A 14,323-nucleotide genomic window follows, 5' to 3' on the forward strand; every position below is an offset into this window, starting at 1 on the left:
CTTTTTGTTAGACCCTTAAGACTAACTAAGGGTATAGATTATCTAAATACCATTGCGGAGTGAACAGTAACGAATTTTTATAATCTGTATTTTGTAATAAAAAACAGCAAAGGAGTACCCGGATTCCCATCCGATACAGCTCCTTTGCTGTTTTTTCAGTTAAAATGTAAATTTATCCGCAAAATATGCATCCAGTTCATCAATCTTCACACGAACCTGCTCCATAGTATCACGGTCGCGGATTGTAACTGCTCCGTCGTTTTCGGACTCAAAGTCATAAGTTACACAGAACGGAGTACCGATCTCATCCTGTCTTCTGTAACGTTTACCAATGTTTCCACGATCATCATATTCACAGTTATATTTCTTGCTTAACTGCTGATAGATCTTCTCTGCACCCTCATTAAGCTTCTTGGAAAGAGGAAGCACACCGATCTTAACAGGTGCAAGTGCCGGATGGAAATGAAGGACAGTACGAACGTCATTCTTCTCTGCATCCAGAACTTCCTCATCATATGCGCTGCACAGGAATGCAAGTACCACACGGTCAGCACCCAGTGACGGCTCGATTACATATGGGATATATTTCTGCTTCTTCTCATCATCAAAATATGTCAGATCCTGTCCGGATACATTCTGATGCTGAGTCAGGTCATAATCTGTTCTGTCAGCGATTCCCCACAGCTCGCCCCATCCAAACGGGAACAGGAACTCTACGTCTGTGGTAGCCTTGCTGTAGAAGCTTAATTCTTCTGCGTCATGATCACGGTAACGAACTTCTTCATCTTTTAATCCAAGAGAATATAACCAGTTCAGGCAGAAATTCTTCCAGTATGCAAACCACTCAAGGTCTGTATCCGGCTCACAGAAGAATTCAAGCTCCATCTGCTCAAACTCACGTGTACGGAATGTGAAGTTACCCGGTGTGATCTCGTTACGGAAAGATTTACCGATCTGACCGATACCAAATGGGATTTTCTTACGTGATGTTCTCTGAACATTCTTGAAGTTTACAAAAATACCCTGTGCTGTTTCAGGTCTTAAGTATACTGTATTCTTGGCATCCTCTGTAACACCCTGGAATGTCTTGAACATCAGGTTGAACTGACGGATATCTGTAAAGTTATGTTTGCCACATGTAGGGCATGGTACATTGTGATCTTTGATGAAGTTCATCATCTCTTCCTGAGACCATCCGTCTACAGAGCTCTCAAGTTCAATGCCATTCTCCTGGCTGAAGTCTTCGATGATCTTATCTGCGCGGAAACGTTCATGACATTCCTTACAGTCCATCAGAGGGTCAGAGAAGCTTCCCAGATGTCCGGATGCAACCCATGTCTGCGGGTTCATCAGAATTGCACAGTCAACACCTACATTGTATGGGGATTCCTGAATAAATTTCTGCCACCATGCACGTTTTACGTTATTCTTTAATTCTACACCAAGATTACCGTAATCCCATGTGTTTGCAAGACCACCATAGATTTCGGAACCCGGGTAAACAAATCCTCTTGCCTTTGCCAGCGCAATGATTTTGTCCATTGTTTTTTCCATGACTATTCTCCTCGTTCTTTTTATAAAATGCGTGTAACTGTTCATATCCGTCAGGCAATTTGGTTCACAATCCATTCCGCTATTTGATTAACGTAATAAACAGCTACAATTAACGTTATTATAACTGTATCTGATTTCTTTTTCAAGGTATCTCAGCTCATTATTTCCAGAATTTCCAGACTTTTGAACCGTTTTTCAGTGTTCGCAGCAATATAGGTATGGATATGACGTTCCAGTTCATGGAGTACTTCTTCTGTAACAGTAAATGTATAAAGCTTCCCAAGAGAAGCAGTTACTATGTACTGCATGGCATATAATGCAGGTGCTGAGATTCTCTTTGCATCATTTACATGTCCCAGACAGGCTTTATCCAGAATACCATGATTCTGCTGAGAAAAGAAAAGCTCTTCTCCCTCCACAGGCTGTCTTTCGCAGCACACACAATGAAACAGTGAAGGACACAATCCCTGTGCAGCCATCATACGAAGTTCAAAAATACACCTCACCAGCCTGTCATCAATATTCGGGTTCAGAAGTGCCTTCACTGTCACATACAGAAGGTTCATAGATTCTTTCTCGTCAATCCCCTCCTGTCCGAAATAATCTGCCAGTTCCAGAAAATAATATCCATAGTAGATTCCAGGCTGTTCACCTGCCAGTTCCACAAAATGATGACTGATGGATACCTGATTCAGATTATAACTGGAACGCCCCTCATAAAGGGCAAAGGTTCCAAACACAAAAGGATTGGCAGCCGCCAGAAACTGGCTGTTTGGGCGGCGGGCTCCTTTTGCAAACGCGGAAATCTTGCCTCTTTCTCTGGTGAGAAGGACGATCCGCTTGTCATATTCTCCCACAGGCATGGCAGAGAGCACTACTCCCTGCACAGTTATCAAATCACTCATTCTCTCTGTTTCCTGACTGTCTTTTTATTTAGATTTCCTTCTTATCGTAACCAAAGTTCTTGATAAGGAAATCACTGTCTCTCCAGTCTTTCTTTACTTTTACCCAAAGCTTCAGATTCACTTTTGATTCCAGCATACGCTCAATCTCATATCTTGCATTACTTCCGATTTTCTTTAACATCGCACCCTGTTTGCCGATGATAATTCCTTTGTGAGATTCTCTTTCACAGATAATTGTCGCATCAATATCCACGATTGGATTTTTTCCCGGACGCGTTTTCATCCGGTCAATGGCAACTGCGATTCCATGAGGAATTTCCGCATCCAGTGCATGAAGTGCTTTCTCGCGGATGATCTCAGCCACGATCTGACGCTGAGGCTGATCAGTAACTGTATCCTCGTCATAAAACATAGGACCGTAAGGCAGATATTTCAGGATACAACCGATAATATCCTGAGTATTCTGTCCACGCAGTGCAGAGCATGGGATAATCTCTGCGAAATCGCATACTTTTCGGTAAGTGTCAATGGCAGGAAGGATTTCTTCCTTTGATACAGTATCAATTTTGTTGATGATCAGGATTACCGGCACTCCGATTCCCTGAAGCTGTTCTGCAATATGACGCTCTCCTGCCCCGATAAAGGTACTTGGCTCTACCAGCCACATAATGGCATCTACCTCTTTTAAAGTTCGCTCTGCCACCTGGACCATATATTCTCCCAGCTTATTCTTTGCCTTGTGGATACCGGGAGTATCGAGAAATACGATCTGACCTTCGTCACAGGTATAAACGGTCTGGATACGGTTTCTGGTTGTCTGTGGTTTCTTGGATGTGATAGCGATCTTCTGTCCGATGAGATGATTCATCAGAGTAGATTTACCTACGTTTGGACGTCCGATAATCGCTACAAATCCAGATTTAAAATTTTCGTTCATTCTGTTCTTTCCTTTTTTAACAATTGATCAGTGGTTTCACTTCCATCAGTACATCAGAAGCCTCAGCCACCTTGCTCTCGCTTCCCACTACACAGATCTGATCTGCTGCCAGAACTGCCTCTATGATCTCGGCCAGTGCATGAATATCCTCTGCAGACGCATTCAGGATCTGATCACGTTCTTTCTGGAGCATCTCCTCTGTCACACCGCAGAAATATGCTGTCTTGGAAACAGAACCTTTCATCTGAGGTGTCCTTGGCACATCCTTTCCGCTGATGGTACCAATGATATATTTTGTCATCTCCCGCTCATCTGCCTGGAAATTACGGATATAATCCGGAATCCCCTTATATACATCCAGTGTACGTTTCAGATGAGGATCGCGGTAAGATACCAGATAGCTCTCACCATTCCTCTTAAATCCGCTCATGCATCCATATGCACCGCCCTTTACGCGCAGATTCATCCACAGATAATCATAACTTAAGATAACCTTCAGAATTTCCAGTGCACCTGTATATTCCAGGCCTTTTTTCTTAAAATTACCGGTCTGAGCCACATACTGGACCTGTCCGGAAGTCTTAAATCCCTCATTTTTCTTTGTGCAAGTCAGCTTCTCTTTCGATTTTTCCACTGGTTCTGTGCCAAGTCCTGCCTTTACAGTTCCCGCCAGTTTCTGAACTGTCTCCAGGGACTCTCTCTCACCTGTATAACTGATCATAAAGTTCTCCGGACGGAGAATTTTTTTCATCAGTTTACAAAGCTCTTCTACAGTTTCCTCTTTTCGCTGTTCAAAATCTTTTTCCAGTTTCTCGATAAACTGATAATATCCGATTCCCGCCATCTCATCCTGGAATGCAGCCATCGGAGAAGAATATGCCGCTGCTCTGAGTACAGCAGTGGAATGTCCGGCACCTGTCAGGTTTACCTGTGCCCTGGACTTCACAGATGCAACAATCTCATAGAGACGCTTGGTATCTTCCAGTTTCGAGCTGTTCAGGATCTCCCCGATCATTTTGAAAAGGAAATCCATTTTTGTATAGAGTGCCTTACCTCTTACAGAGAACATAGCCTGAAACTCTTCTGTAGAATCAGCTCTGTCAAAAACCTCTACCCCACAGTTGATACCGCCTGTATTGGCATTGATCTCATTAAACAGTTCTCCGTATGTGTAATGCTCTGTATCCACATATCCAAGTACGGATTTCAAAAGTCCCAGATAAGGAATCTGCTCAGGTGCGATACTGTCAGTCTTAAACATCAGATCTACATAACCGATGCCATTTGTGCATACATCATGGTAAAGGAACAGACTGTTGTCTACAGTTAATTCTTCATTTACGATCTTTGCAGCTTCCTTCTTAATATCGCTTCTCTTTAACATCGGAATGCACTCCAGTGCTTTTGGATCTTCGCCGGCTTCCTGATATGCTTCCAGTGCTTTCGTCTTCTCAACCATTGCATCCAGCTGTTCTTCAGAAAGACTGCTTCTGTATGCTTCCAGCTTCTCCTCCAGTTCTTTTTCCCGCTGGGCTGCCAGACCTTTCTTCGGTATAAGAGTCATGATGCATCCATGGGGATTTTCAAGAAGATATTTACGGATCAGTTCTTCAAAATATCCTTCGTTTACTGCCTTTTTCAGGTTTTCAAAAACTGTAAGCTGCTGTACCTGTGCAAAGGGATTTCCTTTTTCATACAGCCAGTCTCCCAGAATATCCAGACTGTACATCAGTCCTTTTGGATAAGAGGAAAAATCAGCTTCACGATAACGGAATTCAAAGTAATTGATTCCAGCCTCTACAGCTTTCTTATCAATTCCATTCTTAACAATATCTCCCAGTACCTGTCTGATCACAGATACGAATTCTTCTTTTCTGTCCGGATTGGAACCTTTTGCAATTACTGTAAAATATGGCTGGAGAATACCATCATCATAAGATCCATAGACATCCTTGCCTGCTTTTACATCCAGAAGTGCCTGCTTTAACGGTGCTCCCGGTGCGCTTAACAGTGCGTAATCCAATACCTCAAATGCCATCGCCATCTGACTGTCCGCAGCATTTCCAACAACCATGTTATAAGAAAGATAGGTATTGTCCTCTTCTCCCTCATTCTCAGCAACCGGATACTCAAGAGTCACATCCCGGCATGCTCCGAATTCTTTCTGTTCCTGAATAACAGAATCCACATCCAGATAATCAAAATGCGACAGATAATGCTCATCCAGGAATGCCAGTTTCTCTTCCATATCCATATTTCCATACAGATAAATATAGCTGTTGGATGGATGGTAATAAGTTCTGTGGAAATTCAGGAAATTCTCATAGGTAAGATCCGGAATATTTTTCGGATCACCGCCTGATTCACATCCATAAGTGGTATCAGGGAAAAGGTGATTCATAATCTCCCGTTCCAGAACTTCATCCGGTGAGGAGAAAGCACCTTTCATCTCATTATATACAACACCGTTATATTTCAGCGGTCCTTCCTTCTGTTCCAGATGATAGTTCCAGCCTTCCTGACGGAAAATCTCTTCTCTTTTATAGATATTCGGATAAAATACCGCATCCAGATAAACATGCATCAGATTCTGAAAATCCTTATCATTGCAGCTGGCTACAGGATAGCAGGTTTTATCCGGATAAGTCATGGCATTCAGGAACGTATTCAGAGAACCCTTTACCAGTTCTACGAAAGGATCCTTTAATGGAAATTCCCTTGAACCGCAGAGTACACTGTGCTCCAGGATATGTGCCACACCTGTGCTGTCCTTAGGCGGTGTGCGGAATGCAATATTAAATACTTTATTCTCATCATCATTCTCGATCAGCATAACTCTTGCACCTGTTTTCTTATGGCGCAGAAGCCAGCCTGTAGAATGGATATCTGTCAGATTTTCTTCTGTCACAACTTCATAAGCCGTCAAATTTTCTTTGTTCATGTATGCCTCCAGTAATTTTTTTTGGCTTTTCTTTATAATCCGCCTTCTCCCGGGAAATGTGCCTCATAAACTTCTCTTGCTGCCCTTGTTATCATTTCCAGTTCTTCCTGCATGTTGATTTCCTCCGGAAATGCAATGGCAGTGGTATAAATATCGTTCTGAATCTTACTCTTTGCACTTTTCTCACTGATATGGACAATCCCGCACAAGATCGTGTTATAGGCCTTATCCTTCTCGCAGAGTTCCATATAGGTTTTGACCATATGGCAGCATTCTCTGTAAAGCAGTTCTCTGTGAAGCTCACTTTTCTCCTGCATTTCTCTGAATTTCAGCCTGGTAAGATTTTTCCCGATTTCTTTTCTGGCCCTCTTTAAACCAAACAGCTTTCCCGCTGTATCCTTGTTATATTCCATTGCCATCCAAAGTGCCAGATATCCATCAGCACGTGTACCGGAGCCTGCCTCTGAAGGTTCTCCGTAACGCAGTTCCCACAGTTCCTTACGGACAGCATTTGCCTCCTCATCTTCACCTGCCGCAATAGACTGGTCAAGAAACATCTTTCTTTTCATCGGATCATGCTCTCTGTAATAAAGAGCAATTGTTGGTGTGTCTGTCATATATTTGTCCTTTCCGGTTACTTTATCTGCAACTGTCTGCTGCCTTTACAGTTACCTTTCTCTTACAATCCAAAACTCTACTTTCATGGCTCTTCATAGGTAAGCTCTGTTTCTGCCAGAGACAGTGCCTCTTCAATAACCTGATCCATATCCATGTAGCGATACATGCCAAGTCTTCCGCCAAAGATCACATTCTTCTCTTCCAGTGCGCGACGTTCATATTTGTCAAACAGTTCACTGTTCTTCGGGTCATTGACCGGATAGTACGGCTCTTTGCCTTTCTCCCATGCTGCCGGATATTCTCTGGTGATCACAGTCTTTGGCTGTGTACCAAATTCAAAATGTTTATGCTCGATGATCCTTGTATACGGAACTTCATAATCTGTATAATTGACAACCGCATTGCCCTGATAATTTCCCATATCCAGCACTTCTGTCTCAAATTTCAGTGATCTGTATTCCAGTTCTCCGTAACAATAGTCATAAAATTCATCGATCATACCTGTAAAGAGTACTTTATCTGCCTGTGCAGTCAGTTCTTCTCTGTTTGCAAAGAAATCTGTATTCAGACATACCTGTACACCCTCCAGAAGTTTCTTCACAATACGTGTATATCCACCTTTGGGGATTCCCTGATAAGGATCTTTGAAATAGTTATTATCATAAGTATAACGCAAAGGCAGTCTTTTTATGATAAATGCCGGCAGATCTTTACACTCCCTGCCCCACTGCTTCCTTGTATATCCCTCTACCAGTTTCTCATATACGTCCTGTCCAACCAGTGCAAGCGCCTGTTCCTCCAGGTTCTTCGGATGGGTAATGTGCATTCTTGCGATCTGTTCCTGTATCTTCGCCTTTGCTTCTGCAGGAGTACGTACTCCCCAGAGCTGATGAAAGGTATTCATATTAAACGGCAGATTATATAATTCATCCTTATAGACTGCAATCGGTGAATTCACAAAATGATTAAATTCTGCAAACTGATTGATATAATCCCACACCTGTTTTCTGGAAGTATGGAAGATATGTGCACCGTATCTGTGTACCTGGATCCCCTCTACTTCTTCTGTGTAAATATTACCGCCGATATGACCTCTCTTATCGATCACAAGGCATGTTTTCCCCCGTCTTGTGGCCTCATGTGCAAATACTGCACCAAAAAGGCCGGCTCCTACTATCAGATAATCATATTTCTTCATGTGCGACACCTTCTTCTTGTAATAATCAAGCGGATAAAATCGTCCGCTTCGCTACGCAGCTCTACACCGAATAACTGCTCCGCAGTTTATCAGGTTAAAAAAGCAGTAACGCTTTTTTTGCGCTACTGCCATTATAACAAATTCATCCGAAAATGGATAGTCTTTCTATTCTATTATTTTCCTGCCACTTTATCAAACACATCTGTGATTTCTTTGGATGGTGCTTTTGTAGCCAGACTGAAGATAATGATCATCGCAAGGCTGACAGCAAAACCTACAGCCAGAGAATAAAGTCCTGTATAAGAACCAAGAGTCTGTCCTGCCGCAAGCGGTATATAGTCCCAGACGATAACTGTCAGACCACCGGAAACAATACCTGCAACTGCACCTGTAAGGTTTGTTCTTCTCCAGAACAGTGACATTACCACAGTCGGACCAAACGCTGCACCAAGACCGGCCCATGCATTGGATACCAGTCCCATGATACTGCTGTTCGGATTCCACGCGATCACAAATGCGAGAACAGATACCACGATAACCGTAAGTCTTGCAACTGCAAGAATTTCCTTTGAGTCTGCATCCTTCTTAATGAACTGATGATATAAATCCTCAGATGCTGCAGACGCTGTTACCAGAAGCTGTGAATCCGCTGTGGACATAATTGCCGCAAGAATACCGCAGAGGAAGATTCCTCCGATAAACGGAAGTCCCAGATGACTGGAAAACAGTTTATTGATCATCTCGATAAATACACTCTCTGAGGAAGATGCACCATTTTCACCAAGTACAGTCGGAAGCAGATATGCACGACCTATAATACCGATAAAGCACGCTGCTGTCAGAGAAAGGATATCCCACACGATTGCGATCGCACTGGATTTTTTTAATTCTTTCTCACTCTTTACAGCCATGAAACGGGTAAGGATGTGAGGCATGCCACAGTATCCAAGTCCCCATGCAAGCTGGGAAAAGATTTCAACAAATGTATATGGGCGTTCTCCGTTCTCAAAAGGATTCAGGAAAGCTGCTGCTCCACCCGGTGCTCCGCTCTGTGTCAGAAGATCACTCAGACTTCCGCTCAGTGTCAGATATGCAACCAGCGGAACGATCAGAAGACCGATCAGCATCAGTGTTCCCTGTACAAAGTCAGTTACGCATACAGCCATAAATCCCCCCATAAATGTATAACAGAGGATAACTGCTGCACCAATTGCCAGAGCTATATGATAATCAATTCCAAATACTGTGTTAAAAAGTTTACCGCCTGCTGCCAGTGCAGAAGCTGTATAAACCAGGAAAAAGATTACGATCACGATGGATGAAAGCAATAACAGGATTCTCTTCTTATCCTGAAATCTGTTCTCAAAAAATGCCGGGATTGTAAGGGAATTGTTTGCTGCGATCGTATATTTACGAAGTCTGTGTGAAATACACACCCAGTTTAATACAGTTCCGATGAACAGACCTACAGCAATCCAGATCTGTCCTGTTCCCAGTGAATAAATCGCTCCCGGAAGTCCCATTAAGAGCCATCCGCTCATATCTGATGCCTGTGCTGAAAGAGCAGCTACCCATGCATTCAGTCCACGTCCGCCCAGAAAATAATCTTCCGAGCTGCTTGTTTTTTTCATATAAACCACACCAATGACTATCATAAGTAACAGATAGGCAACAAATGCGGACAATATGACCATTGTTGTACCACTCAAATTTACTCCTCCTTTTTTCTTCTTTTTTTCATACACTCTGGATTTGTCAAAGTATGTTCTGTTTCCTTCACATATTTATCCAAAAACAGAATACAGTCATTTTATATACTGCAAAAAGTAACCGGGTACCACTTCTGTACCCGGCTACTTTACCACATTACCTTAGCATCACGCAAGTGTATTTCTTGTTTTTCGACATTTTTCCGCCATTTTATGGAATTATTACTGTTACCGTCCGGCAAAGACCTTCACAGTAACTGTTTTATATTTTTACACCCAAACAGGTACTCTGTCAATCAGAAATTTATCTGTTTCTGTCTGCCAGCCTGTTTACATTCTCTTTTTGCTGTATGTTTTCTGCCTGCCAGAGCGTGTCTGAAAAATGCTTTACGCAAGATGTGCGTCACAATTTGTGGGAGATTTTGTTCGGATGAGGGCGTCGTAGTGGGCTACGACAACCGAATTCGGACAAAATATACCGCAAAGTGGGGCGTGCAGATTGCGGGAATGATTTTTCAGACACGCTCCAGGGCTTTATCTTTTTTCAGATAAACATTCTTAATATAGGAAATCAGTACCTCTTCCCCATGATCATTAAGTATCCGCAGCAATCCCTCCAGATCTCTCTTTGTCTTCGGATGGATAAACCACAGCTTTTCCTTACCTTTCAGATAATAGTCCAGCGGCTGATGCTGATCATACTTATCCCCCAGATAATTTCTGGAAGCACTGATCCTGTCCATCACCATTTCCGCAATATATTTACGGGGCATGGGCACACCATTGATGATATGCTCATCTCCCGGTGCATAATCTACCCAGTACTCAAAATGATGTTTGTTGCGCCCTTTATGATGAAGCCAGGATTTTGATATTCCTGTATCTTCTCTTTCTGCATTGTTGGGACTTCTGTCTCCCTGATAGTATTTACATCCAACCAGAAATTCCACAGGTGCATATTTGGACAGGTCATGAAGCAGTCCCTGTTTATACATACCAGCCCGGAAACAGTAATGCATAACCAACAGCTTATGTCTGGTTATTGTTTTAAAGTGCAGCCACGGATGCATCCTTCTTCTCCTCCTCTACAGCCATCAGCACCACGATCGTACGCGGTGTGACCTTCAGCTTTTTACTATAAGTTTCCTGTTCCTGCTCCAGGAAACCATTCTCTTTCACAGCACTGGTATCAATCACTTTCTTCCATTTTCTGTATCCTGCCAGATTAGGAAGCGCAAAAATACGATCTTCCCAGTGAAAGTTATATGCAACGTATATGGAAGCATCCTCGCTGCCGTCTGCCCGGTGCGCATAGGCGCCACAATACATAATTCCAAGCAGTCTGGATGTGTTCTCAGAATTCATATACCATGCGCGTTCTCCATGAAGGGAAACATCCGGCAGTCCCCTGGTCTGATAATCCACTCCGTACATTTCTCCCGGAACATGAAGAATCGGATGTTCTTTCCGGAAAGCAATGGCATTCTTTACAAACTGAAACAGGGATTCATTTTTCTTCAGTGCTTTCCAGTCAATCCATCCAACCTGATTATCCTGACAATAGGCATTATTATTTCCGTTCTGTGAATTTCCAAACTCATCCCCGCCATAGATCATAGGAACACCCTGACTGAGCAGCACCATAAGAAAAGCATTTCTGATCTGACGTTCTCTCATCTGTCTGATCTGCAGCCTTCTGCTTGGCCCTTCCACGCCACAGTTCCAGGAATAATTATAACTGCTGCCATCGTGATTATTCTCCTGATTTGCTTCATTATGTCTGTAATTATAGGTCACCATATCATTCATGGTAAAGCCATCCTGACAGGCCATATAATTAATGACTGCATAGATATTTGGATTCCTTCTGATATGGTAAGCAGCCGCTGAGACCATATCCTCGTCACTTTTCAGAAAACGGCGCATATCCTGCAAAAATCCCGGATTATACTGTGCAATACATTTGTCTTCCGGTTTCTTCTTTTTCCGGATCTGGCTCTCATCAAAATCGTGAAACATCAGCCGGGTATCACTTAAAACCCCGTCATGCATCAGCAATTTGGCAGAAACTCCCTCACCCAATACATGAAATCCGTCTACATGATAGTAAAGTTTCCAGAACTGCAATGCCCTGAGTGCTGTCACAGGATTACATTCTCGTGGAAAATACATTTCCATGATACAGGCAATTCCGGCCTGATGCAGTTTTTTAATGAATGTTTTAAACTCTTTCTCCGGATCATCTGTTGCACAGTAAGATCTCTTGGGTGCAAAATAATAGCCATACATATATCCCCAGAAATTAACACGTCCCTGTGTATGCTTCTCAGATACCATTTTCTCAGATTCAGAATTCTTACAGGTACCGCTTTCCATAAATTCATATGCAGGCATCAGTTCAATTGTATTGATACCAAGCTCTTTCCAGTACGGGATCATTTCCTCCAGTGCCTGAAAAGTTCCCTTTGTACCGGTTATCGTCCGATTCGCTTTTGTATATCCGCGCACATGCAGTTTATAAAGGATCATTTCGTGATATGGAATAGCCGGATTTTTGTCGTTCTCCCAGTCAAAAACTTCTTTTTTAAGAAATCCTCCCCTGACTTTGTGCGGATTCGTACCCACCTCTGCACCAAAGCGTTCCCGTCCCAGAATCCTGTACGCACAGGGATCAGTATACACCTTTCCATTTATCAGAAAATTGTACTCGTACTCTTTCAGATTAAAATCCGGAATATACATTGCATATACATTTCCGGTTCTGTTTTCTTCTGTAAAAGGAATCTCCACATAAGGTTTTGCTGATCTCTTTTTGTAGAGAATCAGAGATGCTCTGCTGTCTTCCGGTACCTCAACTGCAAAATTACAGCCATCTGCCAACGGATTTGCACCAGGCACAAGAGCCAGCCCCTTTTCTGTTTTCATCTTTCTGCTCTCAGCCATCTCTTTCTCTCCTTCATATTTTTTCTTGTTGCTCATTACACTTTTCAGAAACACTATACAACGCTATAATGTAATCTGAAGTTCTACCGGACAATGATCGGAACCCATAATTTCAGAATGGATTTCTGCGCCTTCAAGCTTATCCTTCAACTGTGGAGACGTGATAAAATAGTCAATTCTCCACCCTGCATTCTTCTCTCTTGCTTTAAATCTGTAAGACCACCAGGAATATCTGCCCTCTACATCCGGATAAAAATAACGGAATGTATCGATAAATCCACTCTCCAGCACCTTACCAAAGCATGCTCTCTCTTCATCTGTAAATCCGGCATTTTTCCGGTTGGTCTTAGGATTCTTCAGGTCGATCTCCTGATGTGCCACATTGAAATCCCCGCAGCAGATCACAGGCTTACTTTCCTGCAATTTCAACAAGTATGCCAGAAAATCCTCTTCCCAGTGCATACGGTATTCCAGTCTGCGCAGTTCACTCTGGGAATTTGGTGTATATACAGTCACCAGATAAAATTTTTCATATTCCAGGGTGATCACACGCCCTTCTTTGTCATGTTCCTCAATTCCAATTCCATACGCCACAGACAGTGGCTCTTTCTTTGTAAAAACAGCAGTTCCGGAATATCCCCGTCTGTTGGCATAATTCCAATACTGATAATATCCCGGAAGTTCCAGCTTCACCTGCCCCTGCTGGCATTTCGTTTCCTGCAGGCAGAAAATATCCGCATCAAGTGCTGCAAAGCTCTCTTCAAACCCTTTGCCAATGCATGCACGTATACCATTTACATTCCATGAGATTAATTTCATAATCAACTGATCCCCTTTGTTTTCTTATTAGCCCTGTTCAGCATTTGCTAACGATTCTCCCCTGAACGCTTCTGGTCTATTATAGCACGTTTCATGACTGTAAAAAACCTCTTTTTCTCCGGTTTCTGCTCATTGCATTTTTTTCCGGTTTCTGCTACAATGAACTGACATCAGATAAACATAGTCCCTGATAAATAAGAAAGAATGAGGAATATAAAATGAGTGACGAATTTACAGCTGGCGGATGTAACCCGAGTGACTGCGCTTCCTGCGGTGGTGGATGCAGTTCAGCCGGCGGATGCGATCCTGTTGAAAACCACAAGACAATCACCCTTACCATGGAAGACGATACAGAGGTAGAATGTGCGATCCTCACCGTTTTCCCGGTAGATGTGAAGGAATATATCGCACTTCTCCCACTTGATGAGAACGGTCAGAATGAAAGCGGCGAAGTTTACCTCTACGCATTTGCCCGTACTGAGAGCGGTGATCCGATGCTTTCCAACATCGAAAGCGATGAAGAATATGCAAAAGCCGCAGTTGCTTTTGACACAGTGCTCCAGAATGCAAAAGATTCTATGGATAAGATTGACTGATCTGTTAAAGAATTTCATATGTAAGACTAAAATAAGAACCATCATCATTGATATGCTACCCTCATATAGGACAATGAAATATAAAAGTCCTATATGGGGGTAT

12 protein-coding genes and 1 pseudogene are annotated in these 14,323 nt (G+C 42.8%); 2 read left to right on the forward strand and 11 right to left on the reverse strand.

From position 1 onward, the window contains the following. Positions 1–159: 159 nt before the first annotated feature. The 8 genes from LI074_RS15765 to LI074_RS18240 all read right to left on the reverse strand — a co-directional run bounded on the left by LI074_RS15765 (position 160) and on the right by LI074_RS18240 (position 10,339). Positions 160–1,554, reverse strand: coding sequence for a glycine--tRNA ligase (locus LI074_RS15765; protein ID WP_026649282.1), 1,395 nt, complete (start codon positions 1,552–1,554; stop codon positions 160–162). A gap of 152 nt (positions 1,555–1,706) precedes the next feature. Beyond that, positions 1,707–2,459, reverse strand: a complete 753-nt coding sequence (recO, locus tag LI074_RS15770) for a DNA repair protein RecO (RefSeq protein ID WP_025577211.1) — start codon at positions 2,457–2,459, stop codon at positions 1,707–1,709. A gap of 28 nt (positions 2,460–2,487) precedes the next feature. Then, positions 2,488–3,396 (reverse strand): GTPase Era, encoded by a 909-nt coding sequence (gene era, locus LI074_RS15775; protein WP_008707556.1) that lies wholly within the window; start codon positions 3,394–3,396, stop codon positions 2,488–2,490. Positions 3,397–3,412: 16 nt separating this feature from the next. Further along, positions 3,413–6,337 carry an insulinase family protein gene (locus tag LI074_RS15780; protein WP_173698378.1) on the reverse strand — a complete coding sequence of 975 codons (2,925 nt, stop codon included), beginning with the start codon at positions 6,335–6,337 and terminating at the stop codon, positions 3,413–3,415. A gap of 32 nt (positions 6,338–6,369) precedes the next feature. Then, positions 6,370–6,954, reverse strand: coding sequence for a DUF6553 family protein (locus LI074_RS15785; protein WP_055053695.1), 585 nt, complete (start codon positions 6,952–6,954; stop codon positions 6,370–6,372). 83 nt (positions 6,955–7,037) lie between these two features. Next, entirely contained in the window at positions 7,038–8,153 is a 1,116-nt protein-coding gene (gene glf / locus LI074_RS15790; protein WP_008707561.1) for a UDP-galactopyranose mutase, read from the reverse strand. Between the two features lie 173 nt (positions 8,154–8,326). Beyond that, entirely contained in the window at positions 8,327–9,862 is a 1,536-nt protein-coding gene (putP, locus tag LI074_RS15795; protein WP_173698379.1) for a sodium/proline symporter PutP, read from the reverse strand. Positions 9,863–10,249: 387 nt separating this feature from the next. After that, positions 10,250–10,339 (reverse strand): DUF6783 domain-containing protein, encoded by a 90-nt coding sequence (locus LI074_RS18240; RefSeq protein WP_329288283.1) that lies wholly within the window; start codon positions 10,337–10,339, stop codon positions 10,250–10,252. Here LI074_RS18240 and LI074_RS18020 point away from each other — a divergent pair. After that, positions 10,298–10,414 (forward strand): annotated as a pseudogene (locus LI074_RS18020) (DUF6783 domain-containing protein); the annotation flags it as partial. The gene LI074_RS18240 and the pseudogene LI074_RS18020 sit on opposite strands and share 42 nt — an antisense overlap. On the opposite strand, the gene LI074_RS15800 reads toward LI074_RS18020, so the two are convergent. The 3 genes from LI074_RS15800 to LI074_RS15810 form a co-directional block, all read right to left on the reverse strand. After that, on the reverse strand, positions 10,378–10,932 hold the full coding sequence (locus LI074_RS15800; protein WP_025577200.1) for a DUF5662 family protein: 555 nt from the start codon (positions 10,930–10,932) through the stop codon (positions 10,378–10,380). The pseudogene LI074_RS18020 and the gene LI074_RS15800 sit on opposite strands and share 37 nt — an antisense overlap. Further along, on the reverse strand, positions 10,910–12,805 hold the full coding sequence (locus LI074_RS15805; RefSeq protein ID WP_243240869.1) for a Type II secretory pathway, pullulanase PulA and related glycosidase: 1,896 nt from the start codon (positions 12,803–12,805) through the stop codon (positions 10,910–10,912). The genes LI074_RS15800 and LI074_RS15805 overlap by 23 nt, the downstream gene beginning before the upstream one ends. Positions 12,806–12,868: 63 nt before the next feature. Beyond that, complete coding sequence (locus LI074_RS15810) at positions 12,869–13,624, reverse strand: exodeoxyribonuclease III (RefSeq protein ID WP_055053692.1); 756 nt, start codon at positions 13,622–13,624, stop codon at positions 12,869–12,871. A 218-nt stretch (positions 13,625–13,842) separates the two neighbouring features. Here LI074_RS15810 and LI074_RS15815 point away from each other — a divergent pair, with 218 nt between their 5' ends. Beyond that, complete coding sequence (locus LI074_RS15815; protein ID WP_173698381.1) at positions 13,843–14,220, forward strand: DUF1292 domain-containing protein; 378 nt, start codon at positions 13,843–13,845, stop codon at positions 14,218–14,220. Positions 14,221–14,323 lie beyond the last annotated feature (103 nt).

The organism is Blautia sp. MSK18_10, from assembly GCF_020553185.1.
In the GTDB taxonomy this organism is placed as follows: domain Bacteria; phylum Bacillota; class Clostridia; order Lachnospirales; family Lachnospiraceae; genus Blautia_A; species Blautia_A wexlerae.